The organism is Pseudomonas sp. G(2018), from assembly GCF_005502415.1.
Lineage (GTDB): Bacteria > Pseudomonadota > Gammaproteobacteria > Pseudomonadales > Pseudomonadaceae > Aquipseudomonas.
This window is the reverse complement of the sequence record NZ_SCOO01000006.1, coordinates 103,551-126,313: the sequence shown is the minus strand read 5'-3', so window position 1 is coordinate 126,313 and position 22,763 is coordinate 103,551. Positions and strand designations below refer to the sequence as shown.

20 protein-coding genes and 1 pseudogene are annotated in these 22,763 nt (G+C 59.8%); 15 read left to right on the top strand and 6 right to left on the bottom strand.

Annotated features, from left to right (window positions below; translation table 11 throughout):
• Nucleotide 1: 1 nt before the first annotated feature.
• Together FFS64_RS08425 and FFS64_RS08420 are read right to left on the bottom strand one after the other, a co-directional pair.
• Nucleotides 2-532 (bottom strand): DUF5943 domain-containing protein, encoded by a 531-nt coding sequence (locus tag FFS64_RS08425; protein WP_007975505.1) that lies wholly within the window; start codon nucleotides 530-532, stop codon nucleotides 2-4.
• Nucleotides 533-610: 78 nt separating this feature from the next.
• Nucleotides 611-1,588, bottom strand: coding sequence for a dipeptidase (locus FFS64_RS08420; RefSeq protein WP_008019494.1), 978 nt, complete (start codon nucleotides 1,586-1,588; stop codon nucleotides 611-613).
• Between the two features lie 251 nt (nucleotides 1,589-1,839).
• Between FFS64_RS08420 and FFS64_RS08410 the strand changes: the two genes are divergently transcribed.
• The 3 genes and pseudogenes from FFS64_RS08410 (at nucleotide 1,840) to FFS64_RS08400 (ending at nucleotide 2,916) form a co-directional block, all read left to right on the top strand.
• Complete coding sequence (locus FFS64_RS08410; protein ID WP_137804982.1) at nucleotides 1,840-2,241, top strand: lysozyme inhibitor LprI family protein; 402 nt, start codon at nucleotides 1,840-1,842, stop codon at nucleotides 2,239-2,241.
• A gap of 18 nt (nucleotides 2,242-2,259) precedes the next feature.
• Nucleotides 2,260-2,481 (top strand): annotated as a pseudogene (locus tag FFS64_RS08405) (helix-turn-helix domain-containing protein); the annotation flags it as partial.
• An 18-nt stretch (nucleotides 2,482-2,499) separates the two neighbouring features.
• Nucleotides 2,500-2,916 carry a DUF3010 family protein gene (locus tag FFS64_RS08400; protein WP_137805080.1) on the top strand — a complete coding sequence of 139 codons (417 nt, stop codon included), beginning with the start codon at nucleotides 2,500-2,502 and terminating at the stop codon, nucleotides 2,914-2,916.
• Between the two features lie 68 nt (nucleotides 2,917-2,984).
• Here FFS64_RS08400 and FFS64_RS08395 read toward each other — a convergent pair whose 3' ends face one another.
• Nucleotides 2,985-3,929: a GlxA family transcriptional regulator gene (locus FFS64_RS08395; protein ID WP_137804980.1), complete on the bottom strand. Its 945-nt coding sequence runs from the start codon at nucleotides 3,927-3,929 to the stop codon at nucleotides 2,985-2,987.
• Nucleotides 3,930-4,170: 241 nt separating this feature from the next.
• Here FFS64_RS08395 and FFS64_RS08390 point away from each other — a divergent pair, with 241 nt between their 5' ends.
• The 6 genes from FFS64_RS08390 (at nucleotide 4,171) to FFS64_RS08365 (ending at nucleotide 9,532) form a co-directional block, all read left to right on the top strand.
• Complete coding sequence (locus tag FFS64_RS08390; RefSeq protein WP_137804979.1) at nucleotides 4,171-5,115, top strand: choline ABC transporter substrate-binding protein; 945 nt, start codon at nucleotides 4,171-4,173, stop codon at nucleotides 5,113-5,115.
• 74 nt (nucleotides 5,116-5,189) lie between these two features.
• Nucleotides 5,190-6,077: a 3-keto-5-aminohexanoate cleavage protein gene (locus FFS64_RS08385; protein ID WP_095195952.1), complete on the top strand. Its 888-nt coding sequence runs from the start codon at nucleotides 5,190-5,192 to the stop codon at nucleotides 6,075-6,077.
• Nucleotides 6,078-6,157: 80 nt separating this feature from the next.
• Nucleotides 6,158-7,123, top strand: a complete 966-nt coding sequence (locus FFS64_RS08380) for an L-carnitine dehydrogenase (RefSeq protein ID WP_137804978.1) — start codon at nucleotides 6,158-6,160, stop codon at nucleotides 7,121-7,123.
• Nucleotides 7,124-7,247: 124 nt separating this feature from the next.
• Nucleotides 7,248-7,724 carry a thioesterase family protein gene (locus FFS64_RS08375; protein WP_137804977.1) on the top strand — a complete coding sequence of 159 codons (477 nt, stop codon included), beginning with the start codon at nucleotides 7,248-7,250 and terminating at the stop codon, nucleotides 7,722-7,724.
• Between the two features lie 12 nt (nucleotides 7,725-7,736).
• Complete coding sequence (locus FFS64_RS08370; protein WP_137804976.1) at nucleotides 7,737-8,900, top strand: gamma-butyrobetaine dioxygenase; 1,164 nt, start codon at nucleotides 7,737-7,739, stop codon at nucleotides 8,898-8,900.
• 365 nt (nucleotides 8,901-9,265) lie between these two features.
• Nucleotides 9,266-9,532, top strand: coding sequence for a hypothetical protein (locus FFS64_RS08365; RefSeq protein ID WP_137804975.1), 267 nt, complete (start codon nucleotides 9,266-9,268; stop codon nucleotides 9,530-9,532).
• Nucleotides 9,533-9,643: 111 nt separating this feature from the next.
• Here FFS64_RS08365 and FFS64_RS08360 read toward each other — a convergent pair whose 3' ends face one another.
• Both FFS64_RS08360 and FFS64_RS08355 read right to left on the bottom strand, forming a co-directional pair.
• Entirely contained in the window at nucleotides 9,644-10,747 is a 1,104-nt protein-coding gene (locus FFS64_RS08360; protein WP_007975492.1) for a GlxA family transcriptional regulator, read from the bottom strand.
• 522 nt (nucleotides 10,748-11,269) lie between these two features.
• Entirely contained in the window at nucleotides 11,270-12,646 is a 1,377-nt protein-coding gene (locus FFS64_RS08355) for an L-serine ammonia-lyase (protein ID WP_137804974.1), read from the bottom strand.
• 436 nt (nucleotides 12,647-13,082) lie between these two features.
• Here FFS64_RS08355 and FFS64_RS08350 point away from each other — a divergent pair, with 436 nt between their 5' ends.
• The 3 genes from FFS64_RS08350 (at nucleotide 13,083) to choV (ending at nucleotide 16,117) form a co-directional block, all read left to right on the top strand.
• Nucleotides 13,083-14,030, top strand: a complete 948-nt coding sequence (locus FFS64_RS08350) for a choline ABC transporter substrate-binding protein (RefSeq protein ID WP_095195958.1) — start codon at nucleotides 13,083-13,085, stop codon at nucleotides 14,028-14,030.
• Nucleotides 14,031-14,096: 66 nt separating this feature from the next.
• Nucleotides 14,097-14,942, top strand: coding sequence for a choline ABC transporter permease subunit (choW, locus tag FFS64_RS08345; protein WP_095195959.1), 846 nt, complete (start codon nucleotides 14,097-14,099; stop codon nucleotides 14,940-14,942).
• A complete protein-coding gene (choV, locus tag FFS64_RS08340; RefSeq protein WP_095195960.1) occupies nucleotides 14,939-16,117 on the top strand; it encodes a choline ABC transporter ATP-binding protein in 1,179 nt (392 codons plus the stop codon). The genes choW and choV overlap by 4 nt, the downstream gene beginning before the upstream one ends.
• A gap of 198 nt (nucleotides 16,118-16,315) precedes the next feature.
• Here choV and FFS64_RS08335 read toward each other — a convergent pair whose 3' ends face one another.
• Entirely contained in the window at nucleotides 16,316-18,256 is a 1,941-nt protein-coding gene (locus tag FFS64_RS08335) for a BCCT family transporter (RefSeq protein WP_256660428.1), read from the bottom strand.
• Between the two features lie 379 nt (nucleotides 18,257-18,635).
• Between FFS64_RS08335 and betI the strand changes: the two genes are divergently transcribed.
• The 3 genes from betI (at nucleotide 18,636) to betA (ending at nucleotide 22,611) form a co-directional block, all read left to right on the top strand.
• Nucleotides 18,636-19,229 carry a transcriptional regulator BetI gene (gene betI / locus FFS64_RS08325; RefSeq protein WP_137804971.1) on the top strand — a complete coding sequence of 198 codons (594 nt, stop codon included), beginning with the start codon at nucleotides 18,636-18,638 and terminating at the stop codon, nucleotides 19,227-19,229.
• A 61-nt stretch (nucleotides 19,230-19,290) separates the two neighbouring features.
• Complete coding sequence (betB, locus tag FFS64_RS08320; protein ID WP_137804970.1) at nucleotides 19,291-20,763, top strand: betaine-aldehyde dehydrogenase; 1,473 nt, start codon at nucleotides 19,291-19,293, stop codon at nucleotides 20,761-20,763.
• A 147-nt stretch (nucleotides 20,764-20,910) separates the two neighbouring features.
• Nucleotides 20,911-22,611, top strand: coding sequence for a choline dehydrogenase (betA, locus tag FFS64_RS08315; protein WP_137804969.1), 1,701 nt, complete (start codon nucleotides 20,911-20,913; stop codon nucleotides 22,609-22,611).
• Nucleotides 22,612-22,763 lie beyond the last annotated feature (152 nt).

The following is a 22,763-nucleotide window of genomic DNA, read 5'->3' as shown; positions in this document are numbered from 1 at the left end:
CTTACAACGGCTTGACGATGAATAAGCCGTCTTCGTGGCCCTCTTCGGAGCCACCGTAGACTTGCTCGGCCACGGTACGGATCTTGCTGCCGCGAGCGGCGAGGATCTGGTCCATCGCGCCGGCAAACCAACCGGTGAACATGTAGTCGACCTTGCGTCCGACCTTGCCGTACACGTAGACGAACGCCGAATGCTCGAGCTTGACGCTGGCCGTCCCCTTGTCCAGGTCGATGTCCTGGATCTTGAACAGGCCCCAGCCGCGTTGCGACAGGCGTTTCATGTAGTGTTCGAACACCGCGACGCCTTCCAGGCCATGGCATTCGGCTTCTTTTTCACACCAGTGCCAGGCGGACTTGTAGCCGGCCTTGTAGAGGATTTCGGCATAGGCTTCGGCGCCCAGCACTTCCTCGATGCCCATGTGGTTGTTGACGAAGAAATGACGCGGCACGTACAGCATCGGCAGGGCGTCGGAGGTCCAGACACCGGTTTCGCTGTCGACTTCGATAGGCAATTGCGGGGCGATCTTGGCCATGGAAACTTAACTCCAGAAAAATTTTGGTGTTGCCCCCGGCACGGACGGCCGGGGGAAAGGATTCAGGGGTGCGGCGGCTTATTCGCCCCAGACGTCTTTCAGGACGTTCACCCAGTTCTCGCCCATGATCTTGCGCACCACGCGCTCGGAATGGCCACGCTTGAGCAAGGTCTCGGTCAGGTTCGGGAACTCGCCCACGGTGCGGATGCCCAGCGGGTTGATGATCTTGCCGAAGCTGGTCAGACGGCGGGCGTAGCCCTTGTCGTGGGTCAGGTATTCGAAGAAGTCCTGGCCATGACCCTGGGTGAAGTCGGTGCCGATACCGATCGAGTCTTCGCCGACGATGTTCAGGGTGTATTCAATGGCTTCGGCGTAGTCGTCGATGGTCGAATCGATGCCCTTGGCCAGGAACGGTGCGAACATGGTCACGCCGACGAAACCACCGTGGTCAGCAATAAACTTAAGCTCTTCATCGGACTTGTTGCGCGGGTGCTCTTTGAGACCCGACGGCAGGCAGTGGGAGTAGCAGACCGGTTTCTTCGATTCGAGGATGACTTCTTCGGACGTCTTGGAGCCGACGTGGGACAGGTCGCACATCACGCCGACACGGTTCATCTCGGCGACGATTTCACGACCGAAGCCCGACAGGCCGCCATCGCGCTCGTAGCAGCCGGTGCCGACCAGGTTCTGGGTGTTGTAGCACATCTGCACGATACCGACGCCGAGCTGCTTGAACACCTCGACATAGCCGATCTGGTCTTCGAAGGCATGGGCATTCTGGAAGCCGAAGAGAATGCCGGTCTTGCCTTGCTCTTTGGCTTTACGGATATCGGCGGTGGTGCGCACCGGAATCACCAGGTCGCTGTTCTCGCGGATCAGTTTCTGGCTGGCGGCGATGTTGTTGACGGTGGCCTGGAAGCCCTCCCACACCGACACGGTGCAGTTGGCCGCGGTCAGACCGCCCTTGCGCATGTCTTCAAACAGCTCGCGGTTCCACTTGGCAATAATCAACCCGTCGATAACGATGCTGTCGGCGTGCAATTCGGCTGGGCTCATCAGGCTGTCCCCTTATTAGCGATTCATGCGCCGAATCGTCTGCCGGCGCTTTGGGGCCAGCATATGCCTGAGGACCGGAGCAACCGGGTGCAAAAACGACAGGGGGTTTGCCGAAAGCGTCAATCCGCGACAAAGGGTCGTCGCCAGGCACAATCCGCGACCTGTTCAAGGCCGCCCGCATGGGCCAGAATTCGCCGCATCATAAGAATGCTTCACTGGATGCTTTACTCGAATAAGGGGTGGTGACGTAAATGAAATCGATCTTCCTGGCTTTGGCACTGATTGCGACCGGCGTACACGCAGCGGAAGAATCCGACGACAACCCCTGCGACAAAGTCGAAAACGACGTCCAGACCCTGGAATGCTCCGCCTTCAGCAGAACCACCGCCGAAGACCTGCTGAGCGAAAATTACAAAAGCCTGAACGAGCGCATGCAGTCGCTCTATGGCAAGAACCCGTCGCAACTGGCCGACATCACCGCCAAACTCAAGACCGCCCAGCAACAATGGCTGAAAACCCGCGACGCCGACTGCGCCGTCGAAGCCTTCCCGGCCACGGCAGGCAGTAAGGCATTCACCATTGCGCAAAATGATTGCGTGGCGCGGATCAGTGATGAGCGGTCGGAGTTTTTGGAGTCGATTGGGCAGGAGTAAATGCAAAGGATGGAAAACATGATGATCCCTCACGACGTAGTCAGCCGCATTGTCGATGGCGCGCTACCAGTACGCGCATGGCGCGAACACTTGAACCTTACACAGGATGAAGTGGCCAAACGCATGGGCATTTCTCAACCGGCCTTCGCCCAGCAAGAGACCGTTGCGAAGCCCCGGAAAGCCGCCCGCGAAAAAATAGCAGCGGCGTTTGGTATTACCGCTAATCAACTTGAGCTTTAGGCTGTGAAAGGGATCGACATGAAAATCTGCGGCATCGAAATCAAAGGCAGCGAAGCAATCATTGCCGTGGCCGCCCTTGATGGTTCGGCTCTGAGCCACGTCGCGCTCGCCACCAAGAAAATCGCCCTGGACGATGACGACGAGGCCGCCAATGTCAAAGTCTTTGCTGCTCAGGTCGCGTCGTTTGTTCGCGAGAATTCGATAGATCGGATCGCGATCAAAAAGCGCAGCAAGAAAGGCGAATTCGCGGGTGGGCCGACGACGTTCAAGATCGAGGGTGTGTTCCAGTTGCTGGAGAGTTGCGAGGTGACATTGTTGTCGCCGCAGACCATCAATGCGCAGGCCAAGAAGCACGGTTTTGAGCTGCCGGGGACGCTGAACAAGTATCAGCATGAGGCTTACAAAACGGCGTGTTCGGCGCTATCGAAAAAGTAATCCCCGTCCTCCAGACAAAGCAGATCAACTGTGGGGAGCCTGCTCGCTCCCACAGGTTTCTCGGGGTTTTATACCTTGGCGGTCCGCCGGTCTTCCCTCGGGCACCGCTCGAACTTCGCTCGATAGCTACGGGTGAAATACGACGGCGATTCAAAGCCGCAGGCAATACTCACTTCCAGCACACTCATATCGGTCTGACGCAACAACTGCTGCGCCTTTTCCAACCTCAGCCGCAGGTAGAAATTGCTCGGCGTGTCGTTCAGATGCAGGCGAAACAGCCGTTCAAGCTGCCTGCGCGTCACTTTGATCGATTCTGCCAGTTCCAGCGTGCTCAGCGGCGGTTCACTGTGCTGCTCCATCTCGCCGATCACTTGCACCAATTTCTTGTTACTGATGCCGTAGCGCGTGGCGACTTCCATGCGTTGGTGGTCTTTGCGCGGGCGGATGCGGCCCAGCACGAACTGTTCGCTGACCTGGATCGCCAGTTCCGGGCCATGGGCCTGGGCGATCAGATCCAGCATTAAATCGATCGATGCGGTACCGCCGGCGGAGGTGATGCGTCGACGGTCTATCTCGAACAGTTCCTGGGTGACGCTGAGCTGCGGATAGGACTCCTTGAAGGCATCGATGGCTTCCCAGTGCAGGGTCAGGCGGTGGCCATCGAGCAGACCGGCTTCGGCGAGGATGAAACTGCCGGTGTCGATGGCGCCAAGGGTCACGCCTTCGTTGTCCAGACGACGCAGCCAGTGCTCCAGGGCCGGGGTGGCGAACTTCAGCGGTTCGAAGCCGGCGACCACCAATAGCGTCGCGCCTTTCTTCAGCGGCTCCAGCGCCGCATCGGCGTTGACCGACATGCCGTTACTGGCCAGCACCGCCCCGCCATCGGCACTCAATACATGCCAGCGATAAAGCTCGCCGCGAAAGCGATTGGCGACCCGCAACGGCTCGATGGCCGAGATAAATCCAATGGCCGAGAAACCCGGCATCAACAAGAAATAGAAATCCTGGGACATGGAGTGTACTCGATAGGCAAGTAACGAAAAGCCAGGTAACGAAAAGCCGGATAACCAGAGGACGGGTAGCGTGTCGACGTTGATACGCCACTTGCAGGCGGCATTCAAGAGGGCAGGTCGCTGCAGTGCAAGAGTCGGTCGCCGCAGTGCGCTTTCATGGCTGATTTGCTGCGTAACGTGACATCACCGGCGCACAAAGACGACCGGACCCACAACAACGAAACTGCCGAGGAATCCTGAGATGAAACGACTGATCAGCAGCTGTGTTCTTGCACTCAGCGGTACCGCTTTGCTGAGCGCCAGTGTCATGGCAGCCGAACCTGCGTCGTGCCAGAACGTGCGCATGGGCGTAGTGAACTGGACTGACGTTATCGCCACCAGTGCAATGACCCAGGTATTGCTCGACGGCCTCGGCTACAGCACCAAACAAACCAGCGCCTCCCAGCAAATCATCTTCGCCGGCATCCGCGATCAGCGCCTGGACCTGTTCCTGGGTTACTGGAACCCGCTGATGACCCAGACCATCACCCCGTTCGTCGACGCCAATCAGGTCAAAGTGCTTGAAGCACCAAGCCTCAAAGACGCCCGCGCCACCCTTGCCGTTCCGACCTACCTCGCCGACAAGGGTCTGAAAACCTTCGCCGACATTGCCAAGTTCGAAAAAGAGCTGGGCGGCAAGATCTACGGCATCGAGCCTGGCTCGGGCGCCAACACCCAGATCAAGGCGATGATCACCAAGAACCAGTTTGGCCTCGGCAAGTTCCAGCTGGTCGAATCCAGCGAGGCCGGCATGCTCGCCGCGGTGGATCGCGCAGTGCGCCGCAAGGAAGCCGTAGTGTTCTTCGGCTGGGCGCCGCACCCGATGAACGTCAACGTGCAGATGACTTACCTCACCGGCAGTGAAGACGCCCTCGGCCCGAACGAAGGCATGGCCACGGTCTGGACCGTCACCGCGCCGAAGTATTCCGAGCAGTGCCCGAACATTGGCCGACTGCTTAGCAACCTGACCTTCACCGCCGAAGACGAGAGCCGGATGATGCAGCCGCTGCTGGATCACAAGGACGCCTTCGAATCGGCCAGACAGTGGCTCAAGGATCACCCGCAAGACAAGCAGCGCTGGCTCGAAGGCGTGACCACCTTCGATGGCAAGCCGGCGGCTGAAAACCTGAAGCTGACCAGCAAATAACCCTCAATCGAACCACCGATTCGCAGCCCGACCGGGCTGCGAACGGGACCACTACGCCTGCAAGGAACCGAAAAATGAACCACGACGTCATCATCACCTGCGCACTCACCGGTGCTGGCGACACGACCGCCAAGAGCCCACACGTGCCGGTCACCCCGAAACAAATCGCTGCCGCCGCCGTAGAGGCCGCCAAGGCCGGCGCCACTGTGGTTCACTGCCACGTTCGCGACCCACAAACCGGCAAGTTCAGCCGCGACGTGGCGCTGTACCGCGAAGTGATGGAACGCATCCGCGAAGCCGACGTCGACATCATCGTCAACCTCACCGCCGGCATGGGCGGCGACCTGGAAATCGGCGCGGGCGAGAACCCGATGGAATTCGGCCCGAACACTGACCTGGTCGGCCCGCTGACCCGTCTGGCCCATGTCGAAGAACTGCTGCCGGAAATCTGCACCCTCGATTGCGGCACCCTGAACTTCGGCGATGGCGACACCATTTATGTGTCCACCCCGGCGCAGCTGCGTGCCGGCGCCAAACGCATTCAAGAGCTGGGCGTGAAGGCCGAGCTGGAAATTTTCGACACCGGTCACCTGTGGTTCGCCAAACAGATGATCAAGGAAGGCCTGCTCGACAACCCGCTGTTCCAGCTCTGCCTGGGCATCCCGTGGGGCGCCCCGGCTGACACCACAACCATGAAAGCCATGGTCGACAACCTGCCAGCCGATGCGGTCTGGGCCGGCTTCGGGATCGGTCGCATGCAAATGCCGATGGCCGCGCAGGCCGTGCTGCTCGGCGGCAACGTGCGTGTCGGACTGGAAGACAACCTGTGGCTGGACAAGGGCGTTCTGGCGACCAACGGCCAACTGGTCGAGCGCGCCGGCGAAATCCTCAGCCGCCTCGGTGCCCGGGTGCTCACCCCGGCTGAAGGCCGCAAGAAAATGGGCCTGAAACAGCGCGGCTAATCACGACTCATTCTTTACCCCTGTGGGAGCGAGCCTGCTCGCTCCCACAAGGACATCACCGAATCCTTTAGGAAATCACCATGAGCTTTATCACCGAAATCAAAACCTTCGCAGCCCTGGGCAGCGGTGTCATCGGCAGCGGTTGGGTGTCCCGCGCCCTTGCCCACGGCCTCGACGTGGTGGCCTGGGATCCGGCGCCCGGTGCTGAAGCCGCCCTGCGCAAACGCGTTGCCAACGCCTGGGGCGCGCTGGAGAAACAAGGCCTGGCGCCAGGTGCCTCGCAGGATCGCCTGCGCTTTGTCACCACCATCGAAGAATGTGTTCGCGACGCCGATTTCATCCAGGAAAGCGCCCCTGAACGCCTCGAACTGAAACTGGAACTGCACAGCAAAATCAGCGCCGCAGCCAAGCCCGACGCCTTGATCGGTTCCAGTACTTCAGGCCTGTTGCCGAGCGAGTTCTACGAGAGTTCGACCCATCCGGAACGCTGTGTGGTCGGGCACCCGTTCAACCCGGTTTATCTGCTGCCTCTGGTGGAAGTGGTCGGCGGCAAGAACACCGCCCCAGAAGCCGTGCAGGCGGCGATGAAAGTCTACGAATCCCTCGGCATGCGCCCGCTGCACGTACGCAAGGAAGTGCCGGGATTCATCGCCGACCGCTTGCTCGAAGCGTTGTGGCGCGAGGCGTTGCACCTGGTCAATGACGGCGTGGCGACCACCGGCGAAATCGATGACGCGATCCGTTTTGGCGCCGGTCTGCGCTGGTCGTTCATGGGCACATTCCTGACCTACACTCTGGCCGGTGGCGATGCCGGCATGCGTCACTTCATGGCACAGTTCGGCCCGGCCCTGCAGTTGCCGTGGACCTACCTGCCGGCGCCGGAACTGACCGACAAACTGATCGACGATGTGGTGGATGGCACCAGCGATCAGTTGGGCAAGCACAGCATTTCGGCGCTGGAGCGTTATCGCGATGACTGCCTGCTGGCGGTGCTGGAGGCGGTGAAGACCACCAAAGAGAAACATGGGATGGCGTTTAGCGAGTAATCGACTATCAGGACTGGCCCCATCGCCAGCAGGCTGGCTCCCACAGGAGAATGCATTCCAATGTGGGAGCCAGCCTGCTGGCGATGACGGCATTCCAATCACAATCTGTTCTGGATCAGCCATCATGCCCACCCTCACCACCTACCAAACCAGAATCATCCCCGACTGGGTCGACTACAACGGCCACCTGCGCGACGCGTTCTACCTGCTGATCTTCAGCTATGCCACCGATGCGCTGATGGATCGCCTGGGCATGGACAGCAACAACCGCGAAGCCAGCGGCAACTCGCTGTTCACCCTGGAACTGCACCTGAACTACCTGCACGAAGTGAAGCTCGATGCCGAAGTCGAAGTGCATACGCAGATCATCGCCCACGACAGCAAACGCTTGCACCTCTACCACAGCCTGCACCTGGTGGGTGACGCGAAGGAGCTGGCGGGCAACGAGCAAATGCTGCTGCATGTCGACCTCGCCGGGCCAAGTTCCACACCGTTCAGCGCAGTGACCCTGGGCAAATTGCAAGCCATCGTCGCCGAACAGACCGACCTGCCAACCCCCGCCTATGTTGGCCGAGTGATCGCATTACCGCCAAAAAAATAACAAGGAGATCGCATGAACACCGCCGCTGCTTTTGCCGACTTCCGTACTTATCCGTTGATCAGCGCGCTGAAAGGCGTGCAGGCGATGGCGGATCGTGTGCTGGTGAAGTGGGCCGACCACCGCGTCAGCCCCTTCCACCATCAATGGCTGCGGGACAACTGTCCGTGCCCGCAATGCGTCTACACGGTGACCCGCGAGCAAGTGCTGGAAATCGTCGATGTCCCCGAAAACCTGCTGCCCGTCAAAACCAGCATCGACGCTGAGGGTTGCCTCTGCGTCCAATGGCAAGACGGCCACCACAGCCGCTTCGACCCTGGCTGGTTGCGTGCCCACGCCTATGACGACGAATCCCGCGCCGAGCGCCTGGCAGGCAAGCCAAAAGCCAGTCTTTGGCATAGCGATTTGCAGTTGCCGGTGTTCGAGTACCGAGTACTGATGAACGACAACGATGCCCTGTTGCAATGGCTGCTGGCCGTGCGGGACACCGGCCTGACCCAAGTGCGTGGCGTGCCCACCGAACCCGGTTCATTGAAGCTGATCGCGCAGCGCATTTCCTTCATCCGCGAGAGCAATTTCGGCGTGCTGTTCAACGTGCAATCCAAAGCCGATGCCGACAGCAACGCCTATACCGCTTTCAACCTGCCGTTGCACAGCGATTTGCCGACCCGGGAATTGCAACCGGGACTGCAATTTCTGCATTGCCTGGTCAATGACGCCGAGGGTGGCGAGAGTATTTTTGTCGACGGTTTTGCCATTGCCGACGCCTTGCGCCGGGAGGACCCTGAGTCATTCAAAAGCCTCTGCGAGATCCCCGTGGAGTTTCGCAACAAGGACCGTCATAGCGACTACCGTTGCCTTGCACCGATCATCGCCCTGGACGCCTTGGGACAAGTGTCGGAAATCCGCATGGCGAATTTTCTGCGCGGGCCGTTCGATGCGTCGGTGGAGCAGATGCCCAGGCTCTATCGCGCCTATCGCCGCTTTATCGCGATGACCCGCGAGCCCCGGTTCAGGCTGATGCAAAGGCTCAACCCCGGCGAACTCTGGTGCTTCGACAACCGCCGTACCCTGCACGCCCGCAACGCCTTCGATCCCGCTACCGGTGCCCGGCATTTCCAGGGGTGCTATGTCGACCGGGATGAGTTGTTGTCGCGCATTTTGGTATTGCAAAGGTAAACCGCGTCATCGTTCTTCGCGAGGAGGCTCGCGCCCACAGGTTTTACGCGATCCTTGTGGGAGCGAGCTCGCGAAGGCGTCATTCCAAACACCTGATACATCCCTGATTCACAGACAAAAAAAAGCCCCGATCAAGCCGTGACAGGATCGAGGCAATAGGTACTGTTGAGGAGCTGCCGTGCGAGGGTGACCAAACCTTCGTGAAGCGAGCTGAGTCCAGTGTGCCGACTCCTCTCGCGGGTAAATAGCCCGAAAACGACGCTTTCATAGCCAATGCGGCCATTGCGACAAATCGCCCTTGCCGCCACCCTGCCCCCCTACCAGAATCGAGCCACGACTCCATTCCCAGAAGAAGGATTTGCGTCATGATGCACGCCGATTTGATTGATCAGGAAGACTTGTTGGGCCAGCTCAAGTCATTGGGCTTTCAAGTGCCGAACGGCGCCACAGCCGAGCAGGCTTGCGAGTGCGCGGTGCGAGGTTTGAACAACGAGCGGGCCATCGTGCTGCGCACCATGGTCAAGCAGATGTACACCAGCAGCGCGACCATCCTGCCAGCTGTGCGCCAGGCTATCGACAAGCAATTGCTGCCAGCCCTGGCGGAATACCAACAAAGCCACGTCGCCCGTTAAATCCAATCGCGGGCAAGCCCGCTCCCACAGGGTTCTAAGTCGATCACATATTTGATGCGTCGACTCGGAACCTGTGGGAGCGGGCTTGCCCGCGATGGGGTCGACTCCGTTTTAGAGTCTTACGCTAGCGAAAGTCGACTCATTACGCGCCTGGCTCAGCGCCGACAACGGCCCGGACAGCGGCGACAGCACCAGGGCTTGCGGCAGCGGCATCATCGCCACTTGCTGCGTGGTGTTGGAGCCTACGCGCTCGTCACGTGGCGGAATGCCGAAATACTCGCGGTAGCACTTGGAGAAGTGCGGCGTGGATACGAAGCCACACACAGACGCCACTTCGATGATCGACATCGGCGTTTGCTTGAGCAGCTGCCGCGCACGGATCAGGCGCAGCTTCAGGTAGTAACGCGAAGGCGAGCAGTGCAGGTACTTCTGGAACAACCGCTCCAGCTGACGACGGGACACGGCGACATACACGGCCAGTTCGTCCAGATCGATCGGCTCTTCGAGATTGGCCTCCATCAGCGCGACGATTTCCTGCAATTTCGGCTGGTTGGTGCCGAGCATGTGCTTGAGCGGCACGCGCTGGTGATCCTGTTCGTTGCGGATGCGCTCGTAGACGAACATTTCCGAGATCGCGGCGGACAGTTCACGGCCGTGATCGCGGCTGATCAGGTGCAGCATCATGTCCAGCGGCGCGGTGCCACCGGAACTGGTGAAACGGTTACGGTCGAGGGTGAACAGGCGGGTACTCATGGCCACCCGCGGGAAGGCTTCCTGCATCGCCGCCAGGCATTCCCAGTGCACGCTGCAATCGAAGCCGTCCAGCAGGCCGGCGCAGGCCAGGGCCCAGCTGCCGGTGCAGACGGCACCCAGGCGGCGGGACTGACGCGCCTGGCTTTGCAGCCATGAAACGTGTTCACGGGTAACAGTGCGCTGGATACCGATGCCACCGCAGACAATCACGGTGTCCATCGGAGGGGCTTTGTGCATGGAGGCGTCGGGGGTGATCTGCAGACCGTCACTGGCCCAGACTTGACCGCCATCGACGGTGAGGGTGGTCCAGCGATACAGCTCGCGGCCGGACAACTGGTTGGCCATGCGCAGAGGTTCGACTGCGGAGGCCAGGGAAATCAGCGTGAAATTGTCCAGCAGCAGAAAGCCGATGGATTGAGGCGCACGGTTCTGGGGTTGAGCCCCGGAGTTGAACGTCGTCATCGCGGTATCTCCTCACACAAAGCGGGTGATGGCCTCAGGCGGAGGCTCTTGTTATTGCCATCGTTCTCGCGTGGGAGACGGGCTTTGTAATGACAGAGCAATTGCCATGCCTAAATTTGAATGTGCGTTCAATAACTCCTAAAAACGACGTCGGAATGTGTCTATATATGACGCGCGGCGAGTAGGGGTTATAAGTGCCATCAGTGGCGACAAGCGCTCTGCCCCGTTGCGTGTGAGCAAATCGGTAGCACTTGTGGGAACAGGGCTGCGAGCAGCCCGGAAAGAGTGTCACCGCAGGCACGGGTGACGGGCGGTCAGAGAACCTATGATACCTCACCGCCGGTGAGGCTATTTATCTGTTAGCGACGCGCCAAAAGGTGGCGCGGTTTGGATCGAGTGTTCAGTTTACGCGCAGTTTTGACTGGTCCGGCCCTATCGCCAGCAGGCTGGCTCCCACAGTAAATTTGAATCGACCACAAAACCTGTGGGAGCCAGCCTGCTGGCGATAAGGGCGACGCGGTATCAGCACTCCACCGCGCTAACAGCCAACCCACCCCGCGATGTCTCTTTATATTTGTCATGCATATCGGCACCGGTATCACGCATGGTGCGGATCACCCGATCCAGCGAGATAAAGTGCTGGCCATCGCCGCGCAATGCCATCTGCGCCGCATTGATCGCTTTCACCGCGGCAATCGCGTTGCGCTCGATACACGGCACTTGCACCAGACCGCCCACCGGATCGCACGTCAGCCCCAGGTTATGTTCCAGGCCGATCTCCGCCGCGTTGCACAGTTGCTCCGGCGTGGCACCGAGGATTTCCGCCAACCCTGCCGCCGCCATGGCGCAGGCCGAACCGACTTCACCCTGGCAACCGACTTCGGCACCGGAAATCGAGGCGTTCTTCTTGCACAGAATCCCCACCGATGCTGCACCGAGGAAGTAGTCGACGACGTTGGCGTCGGTCACGTCCTCGCTGAACTTCATAAAGTAGTGCAACACCGCGGGAATGATCCCCGCCGCGCCATTGGTCGGCGCCGTGACCATGCGCCCGCCGGCGGCGTTTTCTTCGTTGACCGCCAGGGCGAACAGGTTGACCCACTCCATGGCGCTGAGGGTCGAGCCGATCACGTTGGGTTTGTTCAACTCCTGCAAGCTGCGATGCAGTTTGGCCGCACGCCGGCGCACATTCAGGCCACCGGGCAGGATGCCTTCGTGCTTGAGGCCGTGATCGACGCAATCCTGCATGGCGCGCCAGAGCTTCATCAGGCCGCTGCGGATTTCCTCTTCGCTGCGCCAGACCTTCTCGTTGGCCATCATGAGTTCGGCTACGCGCAGATTGTGCTTCTTGCACAGCTCCAGCAGCTCCGCGGCAGAGGAAAAATCATAGGGCAACACGGTGCGGTCAAGGTCGACCACACCGCTGGAGGCCTGGGCCTCGTCGACGACAAAACCGCCGCCGACCGAATAGTAGGTGTCGCGATGCAACTCGCCGTCATCGCCTTCGACAATCAGGGTCATGGCATTGGGATGGAACGGCAGGTTTTCGTCGATCAGCCGCATGTCCCGAGCCCAGATGAACGGCACCGACAAGCGACCGTCGAGCAACAGGGTGTCGGTTTCGCGCAGGGTGGCGATGCGGATGCCGATTTGCGACGGATCGATCGCATCCGGCCACTCGCCCATCAGGCCCATGATCACCGCGTTGTCGCTGCCGTGACCGATGCCGGTGGCCGACAACGAACCATAGAGCTGAACTTCGACCCTGCGCACCTGCTCCAGCAGACCCCGTTCACGCAAACCTTGTACAAACAAAGCCGCTGCCCGCATGGGTCCCACGGTGTGCGAACTGGAAGGGCCGATGCCGATTTTGAACAGGTCGAAAACACTGATAGCCATTACTGCCGAACTCCTGGATGAGCCAACTCCAGGCGCAAAAACGCCCGGTGGCGGAGCTGCTACGCTCAAGCTGCAATCCGCCGAGATGACTACATCATCAGGCTTTTGTCATGTCGTTCGACGTCTCTAACCGACGCACTCATGTCCACTAACGCCGTGGGCGTTTTACGCCATGTTTTCGGCGTTTTTTTGCGATGCAGAGGGGGAAAAGGGGCTGAAAAAATCTGTAAACGACGTCACTGACACTGGATGCGACCATCCCTGTACTGGTTACGACGCACCCTGTAGGCGTCAGATTTTCACTGGTACATGATCATATCGACTCGATTGCAAGGCGCCGTGGTAGAGCTGTCTCCAAAACGCCATCCAACCGCAACTCTATAAGTGCGGTGGTCCAGTCGGAACACTGCCAAAAAAAACACCAAGGAGTCCATCCATGAAAGGTTCCCCGTCGTTGTTGTTGGCCGCCATGCTTAGTCTGCCGGTTCTGGCGCAAGCCGCCGAACCGGCCCAATGCAGCACCGTAAACTTCTCCGATGTCGGCTGGACTGACATTACTGTCACCACCGCCACTACCAGCGTCGTCCTCGATGCCCTGGGCTACAAGACCAAAACCACCATGATTTCCGTGCCAGTGACCTACAAGTCGCTGGCCGATGGCAAGAACATGGACATCTTCCTCGGCAACTGGATGCCGACCATGGAAAACGACATCAAGCCCTATCGCGATGCCGGCACCGTGGACACCCTGCGCGCCAACCTTGAAAACGCAAAATACACCCTCGCCGTACCGGAAGAGCTGTACAACAAAGGTCTGAAGGATTTCGCCGACATCGCCAAGTTCAAGAAAGAACTGGACGGCAAAATCTACGGTATCGAACCGGGTAACGACGGTAACCGTCTGATCCAGAGCATGATCGACAAGAACGCCTTCGGCTTGAAAGACGCCGGTTTCAAGGTGGTCGAGTCCAGCGAGGCAGGCATGCTCTCGCAAGTCGATCGCGCCCAGCGCCGCAACACCGCAGTGGTGTTCCTGGGCTGGGAACCGCACCCGATGAACACACGCTTCAAGATGAAGTACCTGACCGGTGGCGACGAGTTCTTCGGCCCCAACTTCGGCCAGGCAACCATCTACACCAACACCCGCAAGGGTTACGCCCAGGAATGCAGCAACGTGGGTCAGCTGCTCAAAAACCTGGTCTTCACCCTCGACATGGAAAGCACGCTGATGGGCAACGTCCTGGACGACAAGATGAAGCCTGACGCAGCCGCGAAGGCCTGGCTGAAAAAGAACCCACAGGTGCTCGATACCTGGCTCGCTGGCGTGACCACCATTGACGGTAAACCAGGCCTGGAGGCCGTGAAAGCCAAGCTCGCGCAGTAATCGCTTATGCCGGGCAGGTCTGCCTGCCCGGGCTGTTTATTTCCTTGCATGCGGACGTTCACTACCATGCTGATTGATCAGAAAATCCCTTTAGGCCAGCACATTGCGAGCTTTGTCGAATGGTTGACGCAACACGGCGCCAACACCTTCGACGCCATTGCCGTGACGCTGGAAACGATGATCCACGGCGTGACTTTCGCGCTGACCTGGTTCAACCCGCTGGTCTTGATTGGCCTCATCGCTCTCCTGGCCCACTTGATCCAGCGCAAATGGGGGTTGACCGCCTTTGTTGTCGCCTCCTTTCTGCTGATCCTCAACCTGGGGTACTGGCAGGAAACCATGGAGACCCTCGCCCAGGTGTTGTTCGCCACCCTGGTCTGCGTGGTCATCGGTGTGCCGCTGGGCATCGTCGCCGCGCACAAGCCGATGTTCTACACTGTAATGCGTCCGGTACTCGATCTGATGCAGACCGTACCGACCTTCGTTTACCTCATTCCTACCCTGACCCTCTTCGGGCTGGGTGTGGTGCCAGGCCTGATCTCCACGGTGGTGTTCGCCATTGCCGCGCCGATCCGCCTGACCTACCTGGGCATCCGCGATGTCCCACAAGAATTGATGGACGCCGGCAAGGCCTTCGGCTGCTCGCGTCGTCAACTGCTGACACGGATTGAACTGCCCCACGCCATGCCGAGCATCGCGGCCGGCATCACCCAGTGCATCATGCTGTCGCTGTCGATGGTGGTGATCGCGGCACTGGTGGGCGCCGATGGATTGGGCAAACCGGTGGTCAACGCACTGAACACTGCTGATATCGCCCTGGGCTTCGAAGCGGGCCTGGCGATCGTACTGCTGGCGATCATGCTCGACCGTATCTGCAAACAACCCGAAGCCAAAGTAGGGGGTGACGCATGAGCATAATTCGCTTCGAAGACGTCGACGTGATCTTTACCAAAGATCCGCGCGAAGCACTGAAACTTCTCGATCAAGGCTTGACCCGCAGCGAGATCCTGAAAAAGACCGGGCAGATCGTTGGCGTCGAAAAGGCCAGCCTGGATATCGAAAAAGGTGAAATCTGTGTGCTGATGGGCCTTTCCGGCTCCGGCAAGTCCAGCCTGCTGCGTTGCATCAACGGCCTCAACACCGTCAGCCGCGGCAAGCTGTTCGTCGAGCACGAAGGCAAGCAGATCAACATTGCGTCCTGCACGGCCGCCGAACTGAAAATGATGCGCACCAAGCGCATTGCGATGGTGTTCCAGAAGTTTGCCCTGATGCCTTGGCTGACGGTGCGCGAGAACATCAGTTTCGGCCTCGAAATGCAGGGTCGGCCGGAGAAGGAACGCAAAAAGCTGGTCGATGAAAAGCTCGAGCTGGTGGGCCTGACCCAATGGCGCAACAAGAAACCCGATGAGCTGTCCGGCGGCATGCAACAGCGTGTAGGCCTGGCCCGTGCGCTGGCAATGGACGCCGACATTCTGCTGATGGACGAACCGTTCTCGGCCCTCGACCCACTGATCCGCCAGGGCCTGCAGGATGAACTGCTGGAACTGCAACGCAAGCTGAGCAAAACCATCGTGTTCGTGAGCCACGACCTCGATGAAGCCCTGAAGCTCGGCAGCCGTATTGCGATCATGAAAGACGGCCGGATCATCCAGTACAGCAAGCCTGAAGAAATCGTCCTCAACCCGGCGGACGACTACGTGCGGACCTTCGTGGCCCACACCAACCCGCTGAACGTCCTGTGCGGTCGCAGCCTGATGCGCACCTTGGACAACTGCAAGCGTATCAACGGTTCGGTCTGCCTGGATCCGGGCGGCGATTCGTGGCTCGACCTGGCAGAAGGCAACACCATCAAGGGCGCTCGCCAGAACGGCTCGGTACTGGACCTGCAAAACTGGGTACCGGGACAAGCGGTTGAAGGCCTGGGTCGTCGACCTACCCTGGTGGATTCGAGCATCGGCATGCGCGACGCGCTGCAGATTCGCTACCAGACCGGCAACAAGCTTGTACTGCACGACAACAACCATGTGGTCGGGATTCTCGGCGACAGCGAGCTGTACCACGCACTGCTCGGCAAGAACCTGGGGTAAGGCAACAAAAACAAAAACGCCGCGAGAGAATCGCGGCGTTTTTGTTTATGGGGATAGCGGGCGATGCCGTATTGAAGTTGAAGGCCCCATCGCCAGCAGGCTGGCTCCCACATTGGAATGCATTCCCTTGTGGGAGCCAGCCTGCTGGCGATGATGCCGACGCGGTGTTTCAGACAGAAACACCGCATCCCTCACAACTCAGCTATAGACGCGGCCAAGGAGCTGCCGATGGCTTTCGAACTGATCGAGCACGTCACGGGTGATCTGATCCTGGGTGAAGCCCATCAAGTCGTAGTCCTGGCTGCCGTTGTGCAGGTACACCTCGGCGCGGTAGTAACGCTGGCGTGCCTCATCGGATTGAGCCGACTCGGTTGGCGTGGCCAGGTAACCGTCCAGGCTGACTTCGTAGACAAAAGGGTTGCCCTCTTCCATCTCGATCCGCAGGCCCATGCAACGCTTGGACTTGCCCAGCAACGTTTGTACATCCAGGCCTTGAGCGCGCATTTGCACGGCGGCATCTTCCAGCGCCGGTGTCACATGTTTGTCCATGAAGCGCTGTACCACCGACTGGCTCGGTTGCAGGTCCAGCTGAGTCAGACGCTCGGTGAAACCACGGCGACCGCGTGCCGCCAGTTCCGCTTGTTCCTGCTCGATCTGCACATCCTGGCGCATGGCCTTGTGCAAGCCGAACATGAAGAACACCAGCACCACCGAGAACGGCAGACCGGCCAGCACCACCATGGTTTGCATGGCTTCGAAGTTACCGGCGAACAGCAGACCGATGGTCACCAGGGTGATCACTGCCGACCAGAAAATCCGCAACCAGTGCGGGGCGTCTTCGTCAACGTTACCGCCCTTGCACGACAGGTTTGCCATCATCACCGCGCCGGAATCCGCCGGTGTCAGGAACAACACGAAACCAACGAAAATCGATACGCCGATCACCACTTTCGACGCCGGGTAGTGCTCAAGCAACTGGTAGATCGCCATGGATGGCTGTTCCAGCGCCGTCTTGCCGAGTTCCACCGCCCCGTGGTTCATCACCAGGTCCAGGGCCGAGTTGCCGAAGATCGACAGCCACGCCAGGGTGAAACCCAGTGGGATCAGCAACACGCCAGCGACCAGTTCACGCACGGTGCGACCACGGGAAATACGCGCGATAAACATGCCCACGAATGGCGCCCAGGAAATCCACCAGGCCCAGTAGAACAGAGTCCACAGACCCAACCAGCGGTCGGACTTCTCACTGTCGCCTTCGTACACATAGAGGTCGAAAGTCTTCAGCACCACACCGTTCAGGTAATCACCGATGTTCTGCACGAAGCCGTTGAGCAGGTGCAGGGTCGGGCCGAACAGCAGCACAAAAATCAGCAGGCCGCTGAACAGCACGATGTTCAGGTTGGACAGGCGGCGAATGCCGTTTTCCACACCCGATACGGCAGCAATGGTCGCCACGGTGCTCATCACGATGATCACGATCAGCAGGTTGGTGTTGCTGTGTTCCATGCCGAACAGGTTCTCAAGGCCCGACGACACTTGCAGCGAACCAATCCCCAGGTTGGTCACCAGACCCAGCAGGGTCACGAACATACCGAACCCGTCCACCGCGTGACCGGCCGCGCCCTTGACCCAACGCTCGCCCGCCAGCGGGTACAGCGCCGAACGCAACGCCAACGGTTGGTTGTGACGATAGGCAAAGTAAGCCACGGCCAGGCCGACCAGCGCGTAGATTGCCCAGCCATGCAGGCCCCAGTGCAGGAACGTCAGCTGAACCGCCTGACGTGCCGCCAGGTTGCTGCCGGCCGTGCCTTCCGGCGGGTTGAAGTAATGATCCAGCGGCTCGGACGCACCGAAATACAGCAACGATATGCCGATACCCGACGAGAACAGCATCCCCGCCCAGGCGCCGTAGCTGAAGTCCGGGGTGTCGTCCTTGCTGCCCAGTTTCAGTTTGCCGTAGGACGAAAACGCCAGGCCGACGACAAAGATCAGGTAGGCGGCAATCACCACCATGTAGTACCAGCCGAAGCTGCGGGACAACCAGGCCTGAGCCGTTCCGAGCATTCTGCCCGCCTCTTGCGGGGCGATGATCAGAATCGCGGTCAACAACAGAATCAACGCGGTAGAGGTGTAGAACACCCAACCGTTGACCGTCACCTTCTCCGGTGGGGTCTTTATAAGCGAGGCAGAACTCATTGCACAGATGCTCCAGGCAGTGCGAGTGAAGAACGCAAGGCAACACGGAACCCGACTAATCGGTTAGTGGGCAGCCGACCAGTGGGTGATATAAAGACAGCCCGAAAAAAGCCCGAAGCCCGGGAGCGCCTGCGCGCGTGGGTTTCGAGCGTTTTGGGATGTCGTTTTTCCGCCAGCTACGTGTAGGAAAAACCTGTAGGCAGCGACGATTTGTCGCAGATCTTATTCTTTGTTGATTGAACGTTCAATCAAAACAAAATAGACTGGCCCTCAATCCGATAGACGCCTTGCGTCTGCCGGAAGGCCCAAGGAGATGTGCAAGATGCCCAAGGTCGGTATGCAACCCATTCGCCGCCAGCAATTGATCGAAGCCACTTTACTGGCCGTCGATCAGGTCGGAATGGGGGACGCCAGCATTGCGCTGATCGCCCGTTTGGCCGGTGTCTCGAATGGCATCATCAGTCACTACTTTCAGGACAAGAACGGCCTGATCGCTGCCACGGCGCAGTACCTGATGAGCGTCCTCAGCGAGAACGTCACCGCGCGCCGTCAGGCGCTGAAGGACAACAGCCCGCGGGCGCACCTTCAGGTGATCATCGAAGGCAACTTCGACGCCAGCCAGGTCAATGGCCCGGCAATGAAAACCTGGTTGGCCTTCTGGGCCACCAGCATGCACCACCCGTCTTTGCACAGGTTGCAGCGGATCAACGATCACCGTCTGTATTCCAACCTGTGCTGCCAGTTCCGCCGCGTACTGTCGCTCGACGATGCGCGCATTGCAGCCCGTGGCCTGGCAGCCCTCATTGACGGTTTGTGGCTGCGCGGTGCGCTGTCGGGAGACGCTTTCGACACCGAGCAGGCGCACCGGATCGCTTACGAATACATGGATTTCCAACTGGCCAAGCAGGTGAGTTAGAGCACACATAGAACGCTCAACCCCTGAACGCGCCAATCACTGATGCACTTGCGAGGACAATATGGCCCGTTTCGAACTGCAAAAACTCTACATCGATGGCGCGTACACCGACGCTGGCAGCGACGCCACGTTCGAAGCCATCAACCCGGCTAACGGTGAAGTCCTCGCAAAAGTACAACGTGCGACTAAGGAAGACGTCGAGCGCGCCGTCGTCAGCGCCGAAAAGGGCCAGAAAATCTGGGCCGCCATGACCGCCATGGAGCGTTCGCGCATCCTGCGTCGCGCCGTGGACATCCTGCGCGAGCGCAACGACGAACTGGCGGCCCTGGAAACCCTGGACACCGGCAAGGCTTACTCCGAAACCCGTTACGTCGACATCGTCACCGGCGCCGACGTGCTGGAGTACTACGCGGGCCTGGTGCCAGCCATCGAAGGCGAGCAGATCCCGCTGCGCACCACGTCGTTCGTCTACACCCGACGCGAGCCGCTGGGCGTCGTGGCCGGTATCGGCGCGTGGAACTACCCGATCCAGATCGCCTTGTGGAAATCCGCACCTGCCCTGGCGGCCGGTAACGCGATGATCTTCAAGCCAAGCGAAGTCACCTCGCTGACCACCCTGAAACTGGCCGAAATCTACACCGAAGCAGGTCTGCCAGCCGGCGTGTTCAACGTCCTGACCGGCAGCGGCCGCGAAGTCGGCACCTGGCTGACCGAGCACCCGCGCATCGAGAAAGTCTCGTTCACCGGCGGCACTGACACCGGCAAGAAAGTCATGGCCAGCGCTTCGAGTTCTTCGCTCAAAGACGTGACCATGGAACTGGGCGGCAAATCCCCGCTGATCATCTGCGACGACGCCGACCTCGACCGCGCCGCCGACACCGCGATGATGGCCAACTTCTACAGTTCCGGTCAGGTCTGCACCAACGGTACCCGTGTATTCGTACCGGCTCATCTGAAGGCAGCTTTCGAAGCGAAGATCGTTGAGCGTGTGGCGCGCATCCGCATTGGCAACCCGGAAGACGAAAACACCAACTTCGGCCCGCTGGTCAGCTTCGCCCACATGGAGAGCGTGCTGGGCTACATCGCCAAGGGCAAGGAAGAAGGTGCACGCCTGCTGTGCGGCGGCGAACGTCTGACTGACGGCGAATTCGGCAAAGGCGCATTCGTCGCACCGACCGTATTCACTGACTGCACCGACGACATGACCATCGTCCGTGAAGAAATCTTCGGCCCGGTCATGGCAATCCTCAGCTACGAAACCGAAGAAGAAGTGATCCGCCGCGCCAACGACACCGACTTCGGCCTGGCCGCTGGTATCGTCACCAAGGACCTGAACCGCGCCCACCGCGTGATTCATCAGCTGGAAGCCGGTATCTGCTGGATCAACGCCTGGGGCGAATCCGACGCCAAGATGCCAGTCGGCGGCTACAAGCAGTCGGGTGTCGGCCGTGAGAACGGGATCAGCTCGCTGAACAACTTCACCCGCATCAAATCGGTACAGGTCGAGCTGGGCGATTACAGCTCAGTGTTCTGAGCAGCGGCAAGCTACAAGCTACAAGCTTCAAGCGGCAAGCAAGGGCAAAAGCCTTGCTTGCCCACCGCTCTCATTTCATCCAAGCCCTGCTTCGCTGCTTTCACTTGCAGCTTGAAGCTTGAGGCTTGAAGCTCAGGGAGGCATTCAATGTCCCAAGAATTCGATTACATCATCATCGGTGCCGGCTCGGCCGGTAACACCCTGGCGACCCGTCTGACTGAAGACGAAGGCGTCACTGTCCTGCTGCTCGAAGCGGGCGGCCCGGACTACCGCATGGACTTTCGCACGCAGATGCCTGCCGCGCTGGCGTTCCCGCTGCAAGGCCGTCGCTACAACTGGGCCTACGAAACCGATCCGGAGCCACACATGGACGGTCGCCGCATGGAGTGCGGTCGCGGCAAGGGCCTGGGTGGTTCCTCGCTGATCAACGGTATGTGCTACATCCGCGGCAACGCCATGGACTACGACGGCTGGGCGAAACTGCCTGGCCTGGAAGACTGGACCTACCTCGATTGCCTGCCGTATTTCCGCAAGGCGGAAACCCGTGACATCGGTCCGAACGACTACCACGGCGGTGAAGGTCCGGTCAGCGTGACCACGCCAAAAGCCGGGAACAACCCGTTGTTCCACGCCATGGTGGAAGCCGGCGTGCAGGCCGGTTACCCGCGCACCGAAGACCTCAACGGTTACCAGCAGGAAGGTTTCGGTCCGATGGACCGCACCGTGACGCCCAAAGGCCGTCGCGCTTCCACCGCTCGCGGTTACCTGGACGTGGCCAAGAAGCGTTCGACCCTGACCATCGTCACCCACGCCCTGACCGACAAGATCCTGTTCGAAGGCAAGCGTGCGGTCGGCGTGCGTTACCTGGTCGGCGCGGCTGAAGAACGCGTTGAAGTCAAAGCACGCAAGGAAGTCCTGCTGTGTTCCGGCGCCATCGCTTCGCCGCAGATCCTGCAACGCTCCGGCGTCGGCCCTGCCGAGCTGCTGAACAAGCTCGACATTCCAGTGGTCCACGACTTGCCGGGCGTGGGTGAAAACCTGCAGGACCACCTTGAGTTGTACCTGCAATACGCTTGCACCCAACCGGTCTCGCTGTACCCGTCACTGCTCCTGCACAACCAGCCGGCCATCGGTGCCGAGTGGCTGTTCAACGGCACCGGCATCGGTGCCAGCAACCAGTTCGAAGCCGGCGGTTTCATTCGTACCCGTCCGGAATTCGAATGGCCGAACATCCAGTACCACTTCCTGCCGGTGGCGATTAACTACAACGGCAGCAACGGTGTGAAAGAACACGGTTTCCAGGCGCACATGGGCTCCATGCGTTCGCCGAGCCGTGGTCGCATCCAGGTCAAGTCCAAGGACCCGCGCCAGCACCCGAGCATCCTGTTCAACTACATGGCCACCGAGCAGGACTGGCAGGAATTCCGCGACGGCATTCGCCTGACCCGTGAAATCATGCAGCAACCTGCACTGGACGCCTTCCGTGGCCGCGAAATCAGCCCGGGCATCGAAGTGCAAACCGATGAGCAGCTGGACAAGTTCATCCGCGAGCACGCCGAAACCGCGTTCCATCCGTCCTGCTCGTGCAAGATGGGCACCGACGAGATGGCCGTGGTCGACGGCGAAGGTCGCGTGCATGGCATGCAAGGCCTGCGCGTGGTCGATGCCTCGATCATGCCGATCATCACCACCGGTAACCTGAATGCGCCGACGATCATGATGGCCGAGAAAATCGCCGACAAGATCCGTGGCCGCCAGCCATTGCCGCGCAGCAAGGCCACCTACTATGTGGCCGGTGATGCACCGGTGAAGGGCAAGCCGGTGCGCGAAGTGAGCCAGACGGCGTAAGTCTCTACACCGCGTCACGGCCAATCGCTGGCAGGCCAGCTCCCACAGGGGATCGGTAGTGAACACATATTTTGTGAACACCGAAAAACCAATGTGGGAGCTGGCCTGCCAGCGATGAGGCCATACAAATCAACACACCTCTCCCTGATGCA